The 15,699-nt window shown below is 71.6% G+C and carries 14 protein-coding genes and 1 pseudogene; 9 read left to right on the top strand and 6 right to left on the bottom strand.

Annotation, left to right across the window (positions count from 1 at the left end):
* Positions 1-94: 94 nt before the first annotated feature.
* Positions 95-1,534, bottom strand: coding sequence for an MFS transporter (locus OG788_RS16745; RefSeq protein ID WP_406371708.1), 1,440 nt, complete (start codon positions 1,532-1,534; stop codon positions 95-97).
* Positions 1,535-1,934: 400 nt separating this feature from the next.
* On the opposite strand from OG788_RS16745, the gene OG788_RS16740 reads away from it, so the two are divergent.
* The 5 genes from OG788_RS16740 to OG788_RS16720 all read left to right on the top strand — a co-directional run bounded on the left by OG788_RS16740 (position 1,935) and on the right by OG788_RS16720 (position 6,437).
* Positions 1,935-3,044: a PfkB family carbohydrate kinase gene (locus tag OG788_RS16740; RefSeq protein WP_351538551.1), complete on the top strand. Its 1,110-nt coding sequence runs from the start codon at positions 1,935-1,937 to the stop codon at positions 3,042-3,044.
* Between the two features lie 167 nt (positions 3,045-3,211).
* Positions 3,212-4,270: a PhoH family protein gene (locus tag OG788_RS16735; RefSeq protein WP_266758601.1), complete on the top strand. Its 1,059-nt coding sequence runs from the start codon at positions 3,212-3,214 to the stop codon at positions 4,268-4,270.
* 12 nt (positions 4,271-4,282) lie between these two features.
* Entirely contained in the window at positions 4,283-4,780 is a 498-nt protein-coding gene (ybeY, locus tag OG788_RS16730; RefSeq protein ID WP_266758599.1) for an rRNA maturation RNase YbeY, read from the top strand.
* Positions 4,777-6,081, top strand: a complete 1,305-nt coding sequence (locus OG788_RS16725; RefSeq protein ID WP_351538546.1) for a hemolysin family protein — start codon at positions 4,777-4,779, stop codon at positions 6,079-6,081. The genes ybeY and OG788_RS16725 overlap by 4 nt, the downstream gene beginning before the upstream one ends.
* The gene (locus tag OG788_RS16720) at positions 6,078-6,437 is read left to right on the top strand and encodes an MmcQ/YjbR family DNA-binding protein (RefSeq protein ID WP_406371706.1); all 360 of its coding nucleotides are present in this window, start codon (positions 6,078-6,080) and stop codon (positions 6,435-6,437) included. Before OG788_RS16725 ends, OG788_RS16720 begins: the two co-directional genes overlap by 4 nt.
* A 3-nt stretch (positions 6,438-6,440) precedes the next feature.
* Here OG788_RS16720 and OG788_RS16715 read toward each other — a convergent pair whose 3' ends face one another.
* Positions 6,441-7,991 (bottom strand): MFS transporter, encoded by a 1,551-nt coding sequence (locus OG788_RS16715; RefSeq protein WP_406371704.1) that lies wholly within the window; start codon positions 7,989-7,991, stop codon positions 6,441-6,443.
* 143 nt (positions 7,992-8,134) lie between these two features.
* Here OG788_RS16715 and OG788_RS16710 point away from each other — a divergent pair, with 143 nt between their 5' ends.
* Both OG788_RS16710 and OG788_RS16705 read left to right on the top strand, forming a co-directional pair.
* On the top strand, positions 8,135-8,956 hold the full coding sequence (locus OG788_RS16710; protein WP_351538711.1) for a helix-turn-helix transcriptional regulator: 822 nt from the start codon (positions 8,135-8,137) through the stop codon (positions 8,954-8,956).
* A 60-nt stretch (positions 8,957-9,016) separates the two neighbouring features.
* Complete coding sequence (locus OG788_RS16705; protein WP_351538537.1) at positions 9,017-9,370, top strand: cytidine deaminase; 354 nt, start codon at positions 9,017-9,019, stop codon at positions 9,368-9,370.
* Between the two features lie 91 nt (positions 9,371-9,461).
* On the opposite strand, the gene era is transcribed toward OG788_RS16705, so the two are convergent.
* Positions 9,462-10,454: a GTPase Era gene (era, locus tag OG788_RS16700; RefSeq protein ID WP_406371701.1), complete on the bottom strand. Its 993-nt coding sequence runs from the start codon at positions 10,452-10,454 to the stop codon at positions 9,462-9,464.
* A gap of 268 nt (positions 10,455-10,722) precedes the next feature.
* Here era and OG788_RS16695 point away from each other — a divergent pair, with 268 nt between their 5' ends.
* A complete protein-coding gene (locus tag OG788_RS16695; protein ID WP_406371700.1) occupies positions 10,723-12,027 on the top strand; it encodes an ammonium transporter in 1,305 nt (434 codons plus the stop codon).
* On the top strand, positions 12,024-12,362 hold the full coding sequence (locus OG788_RS16690; RefSeq protein WP_351538528.1) for a P-II family nitrogen regulator: 339 nt from the start codon (positions 12,024-12,026) through the stop codon (positions 12,360-12,362). The genes OG788_RS16695 and OG788_RS16690 overlap by 4 nt, the downstream gene beginning before the upstream one ends.
* On the opposite strand, the pseudogene OG788_RS16685 reads toward OG788_RS16690, so the two are convergent.
* The 3 genes and pseudogenes from OG788_RS16685 to OG788_RS16675 form a co-directional block, all read right to left on the bottom strand.
* Positions 12,259-13,281: pseudogene (locus OG788_RS16685) on the bottom strand (WxL protein peptidoglycan domain-containing protein); the annotation flags it as partial. The gene OG788_RS16690 and the pseudogene OG788_RS16685 overlap by 104 nt on opposite strands.
* 100 nt (positions 13,282-13,381) lie before the next feature.
* Positions 13,382-14,710, bottom strand: a complete 1,329-nt coding sequence (locus OG788_RS16680) for a beta-xylosidase (protein ID WP_351538525.1) — start codon at positions 14,708-14,710, stop codon at positions 13,382-13,384.
* A gap of 226 nt (positions 14,711-14,936) precedes the next feature.
* Positions 14,937-15,413 carry a hypothetical protein gene (locus OG788_RS16675; protein WP_406371697.1) on the bottom strand — a complete coding sequence of 159 codons (477 nt, stop codon included), beginning with the start codon at positions 15,411-15,413 and terminating at the stop codon, positions 14,937-14,939.
* Positions 15,414-15,699: the final 286 nt, after the last annotated feature.

Genomic DNA, 15,699 nt, shown 5'->3' with positions numbered 1-15,699 from the left:
CCGCCCGCCGATCCCTGCGCCGTCCGTCCGCCGGACCGGACGGCCGGCCAGACATACGGATCGACGGGCAGACGGGCAGACGGACGTCAGACGGTCACGGGCCCGGCGCGGACACGGTGGCCGCCGTGTGCCGGGGGCCCGCCGTGGCGTACGCGTCCCGCTGGGCGGGCACGGCCTCCAGCGGGAAGGTCGTGACGGGGACCTTCGCGAAAGGGCTGTCCAGGGCGGGGGCCGGTGCCACGGAGATCTCCACGACGGGGACGTCCGTGAACGGGCTGCCCGCGACGGCGATGTCGGTGATCGGGCTGTCCGCGACGGCGATGTCCGTGAACGGGCTGCCCGCGGCCGGGACCGGTGCCACGGGGTGGTTCGCGACCGGCATCTCCGGGACGGGGATCTCGACGATCTGAGTGCCGCGGCGCGGACGCAGGGCCACGAGCGTCATCGGGACGCCGACCAGCAGCAGGCCGGCCGCCAGGACCGTGCCCATCGCCGGGTAGCCGGCCCGCGCGGACAGCAGGCTGCCGGTGAGCGGGCCGCACGCGGTGCCGAGCGAGGAGGCGGAACCGACGAGGACCGCCCACCGGCCGCGCGGGTCCATGGACGCGGCGAGACCGATCACGTACGTGAGCACGACCGGGTACAGGGTGTTCCAGGCGATCTCGCCCGCCGCGAAGGACGTCAGATCGGTGGCCGCCGAGCTGAGCGCGATACAGCCGGCGATCAGCGCCGTGCCCAGGCCGATCGGCAGCCCCGTGCCGAGCCGCGGGCCGAGGGCGCCCGCGCCGACGACCCCGAGCAGTCCGGCGCCGAGTGCCACCGCGAAGACCGCGCCGACGGTGACCTCGGTGAGGCCCGCCTGCGTCAGACCTATCCGGCCGCTCACGCCCCACAGGGCGTTCTGCGCGAGGGACCAGAAGAGCATCGCGGCGGCGAGGAGCAGACCGGAACGGCGGTGCGGGAGCGGACTGGCGGCACGTCGGGTGTGGGCCGCCGGCGCCTGCGCGGGAAGGCGTCCCGCCAGAGGCAGCGACAGCAGGGACGCGCAGGCGATCGCGGCGAGCGGGACACCGTGCGCCGGGCCCAGACGCGGGATCGTCAGATACAGCGCTCCCGCGAGGGCGGAGACGCCGAGCAGACCGAGAGTGGTGACCCGGTGCGGATCGCGCCGGCCGGCGATCCCGGTCGCGGCGACCGTGGTGGCCGTACCGGAACCGAAGCCGCCGACGATCGCGCCGGCTACCACGAGGGGGACGGCCGACGAGAGCGCGGCGGTGCCGTAGCCGACGGCCGCGAGGAGCAGACCGGCGCGGGCGAGCCGGCGCGGACCGAAACGGTCGACGCGGGAGGCGAGCAGGAAGCCGGCCGAGGCCGAACTCAGCAGCAGGACACTGCCGACGGCGCCGGCCTGGGTGGCCGAGAGCGGGAGGCCCGCGTCCAGGCGGCCGACGGTGGTGGGGAGCAGATACGCGGCGAGGTACCCGGCCGTGAAAAGGGCGACGAGGGGCCAGGGCGTGGTGGTGCGGGCGGACACGGGCGTTCCCAGGGCATGCGAGAGCGGCTCAAGAAGGGGGGAGGGGGCGGCTGTCGACGGACAGGAACGCGCGGGGCAATTTGTATCAAGTGGGTGGCTCCGCGAAGAAGGCCGAAAGATGTGATCTGGGGCACTCTTCGTTTTGGGGTGAGGGGCCCGGGGTAAGAGCGCCGATCCTTCAGGCGCCGAGCGGGGCCGGATGCCGGTGCCGTGCCGCGCGGGCGAGGGCGTTTCGGCAGGTGAGGGACCGGTGCGGGTACCTGGAGGCGGGTCGGACGCGGGCCCTGAGGGGACGACACCCACCCGCACCACGCGCGACGGCCGCCCCGGCGTGACCCACGGCCCGCCCGGGCGGGGTGGTGCACACTGGCCAGATCCGCACCACCCCAGGGAGCGCACCGTGATCGCGTCCAACGGCGAGGGACCGTACCGCCAGGCCCATGTCGACCCGCTCGCCGGGCTGCGCACGGCGAGCGACCCGCCCTGGGACGTCTACCTCACGGGCACCGTCTTCCTGGACATCATCTTCACCGGGCTCGACTCCGCCCCCGTGCGGGGCACCGAATCCTGGGCGCGCGGCATGGGTTCGAGCCCCGGCGGCGTCGCGAACATGGCGACCGCTCTCGCCCGGCTGGGGTTGAAGACCTCCCTGGCCGCCGCGTTCGGGGACGACCACTACGGGGAGTACTGCTGGGACGCCCTGGAGCAGGGCGAGGGCATCGATCTGGCGCCGTCGCGGACCGTGCCCGGCTGGCACTCGCCGGTCACCGTGTCGATGGCGTACGAGGGCGAGCGGACCATGGTCAGCCACGGGCACGAGCCGCCCCCCGAGGAACCCGCCCCGGACTGCCCGCCGCGCGCGCGTGCCGCCGTCGCCTCGCTGACCCCCGGAGTCCGCGCGCCCTGGATCGCGCAGGCCGCGAGCCGCGGCACCCGGATCTTCGCGGACGTCGGCTGGGACGACACCGGCCGCTGGGACCTGGCGGGCCTCGCCGATCTCGCGCACTGCGAGGCGTTCCTGCCGAACGCCGAGGAGGCCATGCGGTACACCGGCGCCGACTGCCCGCGCGCGGCGGCGCACGCGCTGGCCGAGCACGTACCGCTGGCGGTCGTCACCCTCGGTGCCGAGGGCGCCTACGCCGTGGACGGCCGCTCCGGGGAGAGCGCCGAGGTCCCGGCGATCGCCGTCGAGGCGCTGGACCCCACGGGCGCGGGAGACGTCTTCGTCGCCGGATTCGTCATGGGAACCCTGGCCGACTGGCCGCTCTCCGACCGGCTCGCCTTCGCCGGGCTGACCGCCGCGCTCTCCGTCCAGGAGTTCGGCGGATCACTGTCGGCGCCCGGCTGGTCGGAGATCGCCGCCTGGTGGCGCCGGGTCCAGTCCGTCGACGACCAGGATCCGGCGGCCCTGCGCCGGTACGCCTTCCTGGAGGGCCTGCTCCCCGAGGTCACCCGCCCCTGGCCGCTGCGGCGGGCGGTGCCGACGATCGGCTTCGGCCGCTCGGCGTGAGGCACCGGATCGCCGGGTCGGCCGGGGCGTCGTGAGGTCACGACGTCGTGACCTCAGGAAAAGCCCTACGGCTCTGTCAGTGCCGCGACGTACGCTGGGAACCGCAAGGCTGCCCGTGTGGCAAGCGTGCCGACCGAGGAGGATACGCAGGCCTACAGAGCCGGCCCATGACTCAGACACCAACAGCTCACGGCCCCGTCCAGGGGCAGGCGCGCGCGCACTTCACCGTCCCGGCCAAGCACCCCATGGTGACTGTTCTGGGTTCCGGAGACGCCCTGCTGCGCGTGATCGAGAAGGCCTTCCCGGCGGCCGACATCCACGTCCGGGGAAACGAGATCAGTGCGGTCGGCGACGCCGGTGAAGTCGCTCTCGTCCAGCGCCTGTTCGACGAGATGATGCTGGTGCTCCGCACGGGGCAGCCCATGACGGAGGACGCAGTGGAACGCTCGATCGCCATGCTCAGGGCGAGCGAGAACGGGGAGGGCGACGGCCAGGAGACTCCGGCCGAAGTGCTCACGCAGAACATCCTGTCCTCGCGAGGCCGCACCATCCGCCCCAAGACGCTCAACCAGAAGCGCTACGTCGACGCCATAGACAAGCACACCATCGTGTTCGGCATCGGCCCCGCCGGTACGGGCAAGACGTACCTCGCCATGGCGAAGGCCGTCCAGGCGCTCCAGTCCAAGCAGGTCAACCGGATCATCCTGACCCGCCCGGCGGTCGAGGCCGGCGAGCGTCTCGGATTCCTGCCCGGCACGCTCTACGAGAAGATCGACCCCTATCTGCGCCCGCTCTACGACGCGCTGCACGACATGCTCGACCCGGACTCGATCCCGCGCCTGATGGCCGCGGGCACGATCGAGGTCGCGCCACTCGCGTACATGCGCGGCCGCACCCTGAACGACGCCTTCATCATTCTGGACGAGGCCCAGAACACGAGCGCCGAGCAGATGAAGATGTTCCTCACCCGGCTCGGCTTCGACTCGAAGATCGTGATCACGGGTGACGTGACGCAGGTCGACCTCCCGAGCGGTACGAAGTCGGGTCTGCGGCAGGTCCAGGACATCCTGGAGGGTCTCGACGACGTCCACTTCTCGCGGCTCACGTCCCAGGATGTCGTACGGCACAAGCTGGTCGGCCGTATCGTCGACGCGTACGAGAAGTACGACAGCGAGAACGGCACCGAGAACGGCTCCCACAAGAGCCGGGGCCACAAGGGGAAGTAGACCAGCACCGCCATGTCGATCGACGTCAACAACGAATCCGGAACCGAGGTCGACGAGCAGGCGATCCTCGACATCGCCCGCTACGCGCTCGCGCGGATGCGCATCCACCCGCTCTCCGAGCTCTCGGTGATCGTCGTGGACACCGACGCCATGGAGCAGTTGCACATCCAGTGGATGGACCTGCCGGGGCCGACGGATGTCATGTCCTTCCCGATGGACGAGCTGCGTCCGCCGTCGAAGGACGACGACGAGCCGCCGCAGGGGCTGCTCGGCGACATCGTGCTCTGCCCCGAGGTCGCCGAGCGCCAGGGCAAGGACGCCCCGACGGAGCACTCCATGGACGAGGAGCTCCAACTGCTCACCGTCCACGGCGTGCTGCACCTGCTCGGCTACGACCACGAGGAAGCCGACGAGAAGGCCGAGATGTTCGGTCTGCAGGCCGCCATCGTGGACGGCTGGCGTGCGGAGAAAGGCATGACGGGTCCGTCTCCGGCCCCGACCGTGTCATGAGCCCTCAGCTGGTCCTCGGTGCCATCGCCCTGGTCGTCGTCGCCTGGCTCGCCGCCTGCGCGGAGGCGGGCCTCGCGCGCGTCTCCAGTTTCCGCGCCGAGGAGGCCGTGCGCAGCGGGCGGCGCGGCAGCGCCAAGCTCGCGCAGGTCGCCGCGGACCCGACGCGCTACCTGAACGTGGCGCTGCTCGTCCGCGTCGCCTGCGAGATGGCGGCCGCCGCGCTCGTCGTCTACGCCTGCCTGAAGGAGTTCGACAAGACCTGGCAGGCCCTCGCCGTCGCCATCGGCGTCATGGTCCTCGTGTCGTACGTCGCGGTCGGTGTCTCGCCGCGCACCATCGGCCGCCAGCACCCCCTGAACACCGCGACGGCGGCGGCGTACGTCCTGCTGCCGCTGGCCCGGATCATGGGCCCGATCCCCCCGCTGCTGATCCTCATCGGCAACGCCCTCACGCCGGGCAAGGGATTCAGGCGCGGCCCGTTCGCCTCCGAGGCGGAGCTGCGGGCGCTGGTCGACCTCGCCGAGAAGGAGTCCCTCATCGAGGACGAGGAGCGCCGCATGGTGCACTCCGTCTTCGAGCTCGGCGACACCCTGGTGCGCGAGGTCATGGTGCCCCGCACGGACCTCGTCGTCATCGAGCGCTACAAGACGATCCGGCAGGCCCTCACCCTGGCCCTGCGTTCGGGTTTCTCGCGCATCCCGGTCACCGGGGAGAGCGAGGACGACATCGTCGGGATCGTGTATCTGAAGGACCTGGTCCGCAAGACGCACATCAGCCGCGAGGCCGAGTCCGAGCTGGTGTCCACGGCCATGCGCCCGGCCACGTTCGTGCCCGACACCAAGAACGCGGGCGATCTGCTGCGCGAGATGCAGCAGGAGCGCAATCACGTCGCCGTCGTCATCGACGAGTACGGCGGCACGGCCGGCATCGTCACCATCGAGGACATCCTCGAGGAGATCGTCGGCGAGATCACCGACGAGTACGACCGCGAACTGCCGCCCGTCCAGAAGCTCGGCGACGACCGCTTCCGGGTGACCGCCCGCCTCGACATCGGCGACCTCGGCGAGCAGTACGGCTTCGAGGCCTACGACGACGAGGACGTGGAGACCGTCGGCGGACTGCTCGCCAAGGCACTGGGGCGGGTGCCCATCGCCGGTGCCTCCGCGGTGGTCGAACTGCCCGACGGGCGTGAACTGCGGCTGACGGCGGAGGCCGCGGCCGGCCGCCGGAACAAGATCGTCACGGTCCTCGTCGAGCCGGTCGGCCCGGCGGGGCCGTCCGAGGAGGAGAAGCCGGCGTGACCCCGCGGCAGCTGCGCGCGTTCTGCCTGTCCTTCAACGCGGCCGTCGAGGACTTCCCCTTCAACCCCGAGACCTCGGTCTTCAAGGTGCTGGGCAAGCTCTTCGCGCTGACGAACCTGGACGCGAGCCCGCTCAAGGTCAATCTCAAGTGCGACCCGCAGGACGCGATCCGGCTGCGTGACCAGTACCCGGGGCTGATCGTCCCGGGCTACCACATGAACAAACGGCACTGGAACACGGTGACCGTGGACGGCGAGCTCCCGGACCGTCTGGTCCGGGAGCTCGCCGAGGATTCGTACGATCTCGTCGTCGCCGGTCTGCCGCGGGCCGAGCGCCTGCGCCTCGACCGTCCCTGACCCTCAGCGGGTCCGCGTCGCGCCGCGTCGCCCGAGTCCCGCCGCGACCAGTACCGCCGCCGCCAGCACGACCGCCGCGTCCAGGGCGAGGACCGTGTGGACGCCGGCCAGCAGGTCGTCCGACGTGGTGGCGAGGACACCGAGGAGCGGGATGCCGACCGTGATGCCCACCTGCTGGGTGGAGGTCACCAGGCCGGTGGCCAGGCCCTGTTCCTCGTCGGGGACGCCCGAGGTGACGGTCAGGCCGTACGAGATGATCGCGCCCAGGTGGCACATGCTGGCCAGCGACACCGCGACGGTGGCGATCCAGACGGACCAGACGTGCGTGCCCAGCGTCAGCATCGTCGCCACGAACAGGCCCTGCCCGGCCAGCGAGCCGACCAGCGTACGGCGGGCCCCGAAGCGGCCGATGACCTTCGGGGCGTACACCCCGGCGACGGCCGACAGCACGCCCTGCACGCCGAACACCAGGCCGGTCTCGAAGGCGGAGAGCGCGAGGGTCTCCTGGAGGTACAGGGTCAGCACGAACACGACCGTCGACATCATCGAGAAGGTGACCAGGCCGCCCAGGTTGCCCCACGCCACCGTGCGGCGGCGCAGCATCGGGAGGCTGACCAGCGGGGCGGCGGCGCGGGACTCGACGCGGACGAAGGCGCCGAGCAGCAGCACGCCCACGACGAGAGCCGTGAGGACGTCCGCGCCGCCGAAACCGCGGTCCGCCGCCGTCGACAGGGCGTAGATCAGGGCCAGCAGGGCGCCGGTGACGGTGACCGCGCCCGGGATGTCCAGACGCGGGCGGTCGGGGGTCCGGGACTCGGGCAGCAGGCCCGGGGCCAGCGGCAGCACGATCAGCGCGAACACCGACAGCAGACCCATCGTGGAACGCCAGCCGAGCACGTCCGTCAGGACGCCGCCCGCCACCATGCCGACCGTGAAGCCGAGCGACAGGAGGGTGCCCGAGATGCCGAGCGCGCGGTCGCGCGCGGGGCCCTCCGGGAAGGTCGTGGTCAGCAGCGACATGCCGGCCGGGACGATCGCCGCCGCGCCCAGGCCCTGCAGGGCGCGTCCGGCCAGGAACGACGTCGGGTCCCAGGCGAAGGTCGCGAGCAGCGAGGCCGTCCCGAACAGGGCCAGTCCGGCGAGGAAGAGCCTGCGGCGGCCGTACAGATCGCCGATGCGCCCGAAGAGGAGCAGGAATCCCCCGGAGGGCAGCGCGAAGGCGGTGACCGCCCACTGGAGTGCCGAGCGGCTCATGCCGAGGTCGGCGCCGAGCACGGGCAGCGCCACGTTCAGGACGGAGAAGTCCAGCGCGACCATGAACTGGGCCGCGCACAGCACGAAGAGGACGAGCCTGTCGCGCCGCGACAGCCGGCTGCCGACGGGCGGGTGGTCCTTCCCGGGAGCGGGAGGAGCGGAGGAACTACGGGCCCGGCGGCCGTTCGTGGCGCCTGTGCCGATGTCTGTGCCGATGTCTGGTTCGATGCCTGCTCCGGTGCCCGGATCGGTGTCGCCGGGGGTGCGGTCGGTGGACGTGGTCGTTGTCTCGGTCGCCATGGCAACAGCCTGCGGCGGCCGGAATATCCGTGGGGAGCCGGAACTTATGCTGGTGGTCGCACCACCAGCATCCGGAGGGGGACGCGTACGTGACCGAGGACGTGCTCAAGACCCATCGGCGCCCGGAACTGCGGGAGTTCCTGATGAGCCGCAGGGCGCGGGTGTCGCCGGCCGAGGCCGGTCTCCCGGACGGTGGTGCCCGCCGGCGCACCCCGGGGCTGCGTCGTGAGGAGGTCGCCGTCCTCGCGGGCGTCGGGGCCTCCTGGTACCAGTGGCTGGAGCAGGGGCGGGACATCTCCGTGTCGCCGCAGGTCCTCGACTCGGTCGCCCGCGTGCTGCGGCTCAGCAACACCGAGCGGCGCCATCTGTACACGCTGGCCGGACTGAACCCGCCCGCCCCCGAAGTCGCCCCGGGGGACCGGGACATGTGCGACGGACTGCGGCGGCTGATCGACACGTGGATGCCGTATCCGGCGCACATCATGGACCCGTACTACAACTGCGTCATGTACAACGACGCCGCCCAGGTCGTCCTCGGCATGCGTCCCGAGAACACCCAGAACTGCATCGTCGACTTCTTCACCGACCCGCTCTACCGCGGCCGTTCGCGGACCTGGGAGCGCAACGCGCGTACCGTCGTCGCCCAGTTCCGCGCATCGTGCGCCGCCGCGCCGGAGGACGAGGGATTCCGTGAAGTGCTGGCCCAACTCACCGAGGCCAGCGACGAGTTCGCGGAACTGTGGGAGCGGCGGGACATCGAGGACGCCGGTCAGATCCGTAAGGAGCTCGACCATCCGCTGGTGGGGCTGCTCGCCGTCGAGTCCACGGCGATGAAGGTACCGGTCCGGCCCGATCTCACGATCGTGCTGCACACGCCGCTGCCGGAGGCGAACACGGCGTCGAAGCTGGAGTGGCTGGCCTCGCCGGAGGGCCGGCGCGGGTCGATGTATCCGGTGGCCGGCTGACCCGCCACGTCCGGTGACCCTTCGGCGGGAGCGCGCGTCGGCACTTCGTATGCTCTGCTCATGACCGACAGCAGCGCGCTCGACCCCGAGGACCGCAAGATCGTCACCCTGGCCCGTTCCACGCGGGCCCGCAACGGTGTGCCCGAGGGGGCCGCCGTACGGGACGAGACGGGACGTACGTACGTCGCCGGGACCGTGGAGCTGACGTCCTTGCGGCTGAGCGCCCTGCAGACCGCCGTGGCGATGGCCGTGGCGTCCGGTGCGAAGTCCCTGGAGGCTGCGGCCGTGGTGTCCGAGGCGGAAGCCGTCGCGGACGCGGACCGCGCGGCGGTACGGGATCTCGGCGGGCCCGGGACTCCGGTGCTGCTGGCCGGGCTCGACGGCGTCGTACGGCAGACGGTGACGGCGGGCTGAGAAGGCTTCCCCCGCCCGGCGGCCCCACCGGCCCGCGGCCGCGACACCCGGCGCGGGCGGTGCGGCCGGGGCCGACGGAGGCGGAGGTCTCTCAGAAGCCGAGCTTGCGCAGCTGCCGGGGGTCCCGCTGCCAGTCCTTGGCGACCTTCACATGGAGGTCGAGGAAGACGGGCGTGCCCAGCAGCGCCTCGATCTGCTTGCGGGACTTGATGCCGACGTCCTTCAGCCGCTTGCCCTTGGGGCCGATGATGATGCCCTTCTGGCTGGGGCGCTCGATGTAGACGAAGGCGTGGATGTCGAGGAGCGGCTTGTCGGCGGGGCGGTCCTCGCGCGGCAGCATCTCCTCCACCACGACGGCGATGGAGTGCGGAAGCTCGTCACGGACGCCCTCCAGGGCGGCCTCGCGGATCAGCTCCGCGATCATGACCTGCTCCGGCTCGTCCGTCAGGTCGCCCTCGGGATAGAGGGCGGGCCCCTCCGGCAGCAGCGGGACGATCAGATCGGCCAGCAGACCCACCTGAGAGTCGCCCACCGCCGACACCGGAACGATCTCGGCCCACTCGAAGCCCAGCTCGCGGCCGAGCTGGTCGATCGCGATGAGCTGCTCGGCGAGCGTCTTGCTGTCGACGAGGTCGGTCTTCGTGACGATCGCGATCTTCGGCGTCTTCTTGATGGACGCCAGTTCCTTCGCGATGAAACGGTCACCCGGGCCGAGCTTCTCGTTCGCGGGCAGGCAGAAGCCGATCACGTCGACCTCGGCCCAGGTGGTGCGGACGATGTCGTTGAGCCGCTCGCCCAGCAGGGTGCGCGGTTTGTGCAGGCCAGGGGTGTCGACGAGGATCAGCTGCGCGTCGGGCCGGTGCACGATGCCGCGCACGGTGTGCCGGGTGGTCTGCGGCTGGTTCGCGGTGATCGCCACCTTCTGGCCGACCAGAGCGTTCGTGAGGGTGGACTTGCCCGCGTTGGGGCGGCCCACGAAACAGGCGAAGCCGGCGCGGTGGTTCCCCACTGCCTCGAGGGCGTGCGGGGCGCCCCCGTCCTGGGACGGCTCGGATGACTGGTTGCGAACGCTCATGGCGCCCATTCTCCCTGATCGTCGGGCGCCCGCCGTACCAAGCTGTTCGATACCCGGGAAGCGGGCATTCCGATACCTGCGTGCCGGGCATCCGGGGACGCGCGCACCGGACCTTTCGGCACCGCGCACCGGACCTTCCGGCACCGCGCACCGGGCGTCCCGCTTGTGAGGATTCAGAAATCACGGCGCAATGAAACACATCGGAAACGTCGGTGAACGCAACCGGAAATGCGAGCCCGTGACGCTCTGACGACGCCCCCACCCCGTTGGAGAGACCGTGACTCTGGCCGCCCGGATCGACACCGGCGACACAGCCTGGCTGCTCGCCGCCACCGCGCTCGTCCTCCTGATGACCCCTGGCCTCGCCCTGTTCTACGGCGGCATGGTCCGGGCGAAGAGCGTCCTCAACATGCTGATGATGAGCTTCGTGTCGATCGCCCTCGTCACGGTGGTGTGGCTGACCGCCGGATACTCCCTCGCGTTCGGCGAGGACGCGTTCGGCGGGCTCATCGGCGGGCTGCGGCACGCGGGGATGGCCGGGCTCGGGCCCGACAGCGTGCAGGGCACCGTCCCCACCCTGCTCTTCGCCACCTTCCAGCTCACCTTCGCGATCATCACCGCCGCGCTGATCAGCGGGGCGATCGCCGACCGGGCGAAGTTCGGGGCGTGGCTCGTCTTCGTGCCCGCCTGGGCACTGCTCGTATACGTTCCCGTCGCGCACTGGGTGTGGGGCCCGGGCGGCTGGATCCGCGAAGGTCTCGGCGCCCTCGACTTCGCGGGCGGTATGCCGGTCGAGATCACCTCGGGTGCCTCCGGGCTCGCGCTGTGCCTGGTCCTCGGGCCGCGGCTCGGCTTCAAGAAGGACGCCATGCGGCCGCACAACCTGCCCATGGTGATGCTCGGCGCCGGTCTCCTCTGGTTCGGCTGGTTCGGCTTCAACGCCGGGTCCGCCCTCGGCGCCAACGGTCTGGCCGCCGCGGCCTTCCTCAACACCCTCGCCGCCGGCTGCACGGGCCTGCTCGGCTGGCTCCTCGTCGAGCAGCGGCGCGACGGCCACCCGACCACCCTGGGCGCCGCCTCGGGCGCGGTCGCCGGTCTGGTGGCCATCACCCCGTCCTGCGGGGTGGTGTCCCTGCTGGGCGCCCTCGCCGTCGGGCTCGCCGCCGGTGCCGTCTGCTCGTACGCGGTGAGCTGGAAGTTCCGGCTGAACTACGACGACTCGCTGGACGTCGTCGGCGTCCACCTGGTCGGCGGTGTCATCGGCACGCTGCTCATCGGGGTCTTCGCCGTCCACGAGATGACCGGCGGGGCCGAGGGGCTGCTGTACGGCGGCGGACTGGGCCAGCTCGGCAGGCAGCTGGTCGGTGTACTGGCCGTCGGGGCGTACGCCTTCGCCGTCACGTACGGACTCGGCAAGCTGATCGACCGGCTCATGGGCCTGCGCGCGGACGAGGAGCACGAGCAGACCGGCCTGGACCTTACGGTGCACGCCGAGAGCGCCTACGATCACGGGGTCCTGGGCCACGGCGCCCCGGTTCCGTCGTCCCTCTCCACCGCGCAGAAGGTCAAGCCCCAGGCATGAAGCTCATCACCGCGATCGTCAAGCCCCACCGACTCGACGAGGTCAAGAACGCCCTGCAGGAGCTCGGCGTGCACGGGCTGACCGTCACCGAGGCCAGTGGCTACGGGCGCCAGCGCGGACACACCGAGGTGTACCGCGGCGCCGAGTACCGGGTCGACCTGGTCCCCAAGGTGCGGATCGAGGTCGTCGTCGAGGACGCCGACGCCGACGCGGTCATCGACGCGGTGGTGAAGGCCGCGCAGACCGGGAAGATCGGGGACGGAAAGGTGTGGTCCGTCCCCGTGGAGACAGTCGTACGGGTACGGACGGGCGAACGCGGGCCCGACGCACTCTGATCGTCACCAGCGCCGCGGTGAACGCGGCCCCCACCACCACTGCCACCAGCCACGGCAGCGCGAGGAACGACACGTGCGCCGACTCCCGGGTCCCGGGGGCGCTGGCCGTCAACGTCACGTCGCCCCAGTCGAGTTGAGGCGCCCCGTGCCAGGGTGCGGTGAGCCGGACCCGCTGGCCCGGGAGCAGTTCCGAGGGGATGTCCGTGAGCCCGCGGGAGAGCAGGGTCCGCCCGAAGAGGCCCTCCGCCTTCAGGCGCACCTTCGGGTTCAGCGTGACGTTGCCCGTGTTGTGGAGGGTGTAGGAGACGGTGGCCGTGGCGGTGCCCGTGCCGGGGACCAGCGGCTGGTGGTGGGTGAGCCGGACCTTCTCCACGGCCAGCGCGGGAACCGTCGGCCCGCCGACCCGGAGATAGACACGGGCGGCGACGGCTCGTTGCACCCCGACCGCGAGGGAGCTCCCGCCCGTCTCGATCCGTTCGTCGAGTGCCACCAGCGCGCCCGGGTGGTCGCCGGGTTCGGCCTTCGCCGGGACCCGGAGCGTGAACGGCACGGTGACCCTGCCGTGCGCCGGCACGGTGACCCGGGAGCGGGCGGGCCGGGCCCACGCCCCCACCCCGCGCTGCCTCTCCTTCAGCGTGCGCACGGCGAACCCGCCGTCGCGGGCGGTGTTGTAGGCGTCGGCCGCGTACAGCCGGAACGTCAGGGCACGGCCGGTCTTGTTGGCGACCGTGACCTTGTCGCGGAGAGTCTGGCCGGGGTCGGCGGAGAGGTAGAAGTACGGCCGCGCGGCGATGCGCGAGGAGACCGGGTAGACCGACCAGCTGCCGTTGTCGGCCGCGTACGAGGGTGTCGCCAGGAAGGCCGAGAAGGCCAGGACGGCAGCGAACGTGCTCAGGAGGAGGACATACGGCTTGCGCATGGGTGCGGACCCCCGCGGACGGCTCGGTCGGGACGAGGTGGACGGGCGGGTGCGCGCCCGGCCACCGGGGTGCGGATGGACCGGTCGAGTGGCGGACCGGTCAGCTGAGCGTCAGCGTGAGCACGCCGGAGTAGGAGCCGGGAGGCGTGAACTCCGGTACGTTCAGCGAGAGTCCGGCGTCGACGGTGAACTCACCACCGGTGAGTGTCCCGTTGGGGGTGGACGCCAGGGTCGCTCCCGAGGTGCCCACCGTGCCGGACGAGCCGGCCTGGCAGGTGCTCGGGCTGCCGGCCTTGGTGGCGCAGGCCGGGGTCCAGCTCAGGGCACCGGCATCGATCTTCGCGCCGGGGCCGGTGAAGTCGGTGACCTTGCCGGTCAGGGACCAGCCCGCGGGGCCGCCGCGGAAGTCCTTGACCGTCACCGTCCGCAGGGCGCCCGTGGAGGCACCGCCCTTGCCGAAGTCGACCGCCGACAGCGCGACGGCGTCCCCGGCCTGGGTCATCGACAGCGTTCCCGCCTTCACCGTGGTGGTGAGCTTCTGACTGCCGTCAGGGACGGGTGTGTCGTCGATGACGACATACGCGGCGGGACCGGCGCCGGTGTCCGGGTCCCAGCTTCCTCCCTCGTACGCGACCACGCCGGTCGTCGTCTTGTCGTTGACGACGAGCGAGCCGCTGAAGGAGCCCTGGGCGTTCGCGGTCACGGTCGCCGTGTCGGCGGTCTGGGTGGCCCCGGACCGTCCGGCGAGGGTGACGGTGGCGCCCGGGGTGAAGTCGCTGCCGGTGACGGTCACGCTGTCACCGGGCTTCCCGGAGGCCGAACCGAGCTGGATGGCCCGGGTGTTGGTCTGTCCGCCGCCCGTCGCGGTGACCGTCTCCGACACCGGGGCGGGCGGGGTGATGACCGTGCACGGGGTGTCCAGCTCCATGATGTAGCTGGTGTGGATGTTGTAGTCGCTCGGCGACAAGGTGATCGCGCCGGGCGCGGTGACGGTGAACGTGCCCGTCATGCTGAACGACGGGAAGGCGCCCTTGCCGGGCACCGGGTCGTTCTTCTTGGGACCGGCGACGGTGACGCTTCCGGTCTGCGCCCCGCCGAGCGCGACCTTGCCGGTGGGCGTCATGATGTCCGCCGGAAGCGCGAGGTCGACGGGGTTGCTGGCGGCGGGCTTGACCACCGTGTAGGTCACGGTGACCGTGTCGCCGACCTTGGGGCTTGCGTTGTCCACCGTGATCTTCGCGGTGGTGGTGCCGTCGATCGGCGGGATGCCCGCGATCGCCGGCGGGATGCAGTGCGTGGCGAAGTCCACGTTCGTGGAAGCGGCTCCGGCCGGGGCGGCCAGCGCACCTCCCGCGGTGACCGCGAGGGCGGTCGCCCCGAGCAGTGCCGCCCAGCGGCGTCTTCGGGTTGTCGGACCCGTGGTTGACATGGTTGTTGCCCCCTCCTGAGGGATGCGGGCGCAGCGGCTCGTCCGCGCCGACAGGGGGCCATTGATGTGCGGGTTGTGTGAGAAGTCAATGGAGTCCCGGAGCAGTGACTGATGGCCCATCAGTTTCTGTCATGGTCATCAACCGGGATGGCCGACAGGCGAGTTGCGGGGGACCCGGTGCCGCTGCGCGCGGGCGGCACCGGCCCTCACGTCATGTCGCGGTCGGTCAGTCGAAGACGAACGGGCCCGGGGACTGCGGCGCGTCGGCCGTGCAGGTGATGGTGATGCCGAAGACCACCATGTTCAGCGAGCCGCCGTAGGTCTCCAGGCTGTCGCCGGGGGCGACGGTGCCGTCCAGGGGGCCCACCGAGACCCCGCCGCCCGCGGCGATGGCGGGGTTCCTCGTGCCGCTGAAGGCGGTGGTCCCGCCGCTCGCGTTCACCAGGGTCAGGGTGGAGGTGACCGAGTCCTCGGAGATGGGGAGCGGGGAGGTGATGGCGGTGGAGCTGAGGGTGATGGTCGCGGCCGTGCCGTCCTGGGTGGCCGTGAGGGTGGCCTCGCCGCTGCCACCGAGGGTGCAGGTCGCGTTGATGGTGGCCGTCTGGGGAGTGACGGCCGCGGCGGCCGGCGCGAAGGCCAGACCGGTCGCGGCGAGGGTGCCGGCGGCTAACGCCACGACGGTTCCGAGTCGCTTGCCTCTCATCGAAATCCCTTCCCTTGTGGGGAATTGCCATGTGGGGATGGTCGGGACGGTGCCGTCCGCCCTGGTCCGGGCACACGGGCTCCTCACCTCTGTGCCCGGTGAGGGTGCGGGGAGACGTGTACGCGGACCGTCCGCGCGTGGGGTGCGGGACGCCGTGCGGAGGCGTAACCGACGGTCCGTCGGAATGTGCGGTTCCATTGAGGCGCGGGTGGCTCACGATTGCAAGGGAAGCGGACCCTTTCCTTCAACGGTCATGAAAAGTGGCCGAAGTTGGACCCGCGCCCGG

Origin of the sequence: Streptomyces sp. NBC_00647 (genome assembly GCF_045207245.1) — a bacterium.
In the GTDB taxonomy this organism is placed as follows: Bacteria; Actinomycetota; Actinomycetes; order Streptomycetales; family Streptomycetaceae; genus Streptomyces.
The sequence above is the reverse complement of the archived record's forward strand: the minus strand, read 5'-3'. Positions and strand labels throughout refer to the sequence as shown.

Excerpts from the sequence above, each read along its gene's own strand:
- OG788_RS16735 (WP_266758601.1), top strand. The coding sequence starts at position 3,212 with ATGACTCAGACACCAACAGCTCACGGCCCCGTCCAGGGGCAGGCGCGC.
- ybeY (WP_266758599.1), top strand. The coding sequence starts at position 4,283 with ATGTCGATCGACGTCAACAACGAATCCGGAACCGAGGTCGACGAGCAG.
- OG788_RS16725 (WP_351538546.1), top strand. The coding sequence starts at position 4,777 with ATGAGCCCTCAGCTGGTCCTCGGTGCCATCGCCCTGGTCGTCGTCGCC.
- OG788_RS16715 (WP_406371704.1), bottom strand. The coding sequence starts at position 7,991 with ATGGCGACCGAGACAACGACCACGTCCACCGACCGCACCCCCGGCGAC.
- OG788_RS16710 (WP_351538711.1), top strand. The coding sequence starts at position 8,135 with ATGAGCCGCAGGGCGCGGGTGTCGCCGGCCGAGGCCGGTCTCCCGGAC.
- OG788_RS16705 (WP_351538537.1), top strand. The coding sequence starts at position 9,017 with ATGACCGACAGCAGCGCGCTCGACCCCGAGGACCGCAAGATCGTCACC.
- era (WP_406371701.1), bottom strand. The coding sequence starts at position 10,454 with ATGGGCGCCATGAGCGTTCGCAACCAGTCATCCGAGCCGTCCCAGGAC.
- OG788_RS16690 (WP_351538528.1), top strand. The coding sequence starts at position 12,024 with ATGAAGCTCATCACCGCGATCGTCAAGCCCCACCGACTCGACGAGGTC.
- OG788_RS16680 (WP_351538525.1), bottom strand. The coding sequence starts at position 14,710 with ATGTCAACCACGGGTCCGACAACCCGAAGACGCCGCTGGGCGGCACTG.
- OG788_RS16675 (WP_406371697.1), bottom strand. The coding sequence starts at position 15,413 with ATGAGAGGCAAGCGACTCGGAACCGTCGTGGCGTTAGCCGCCGGCACC.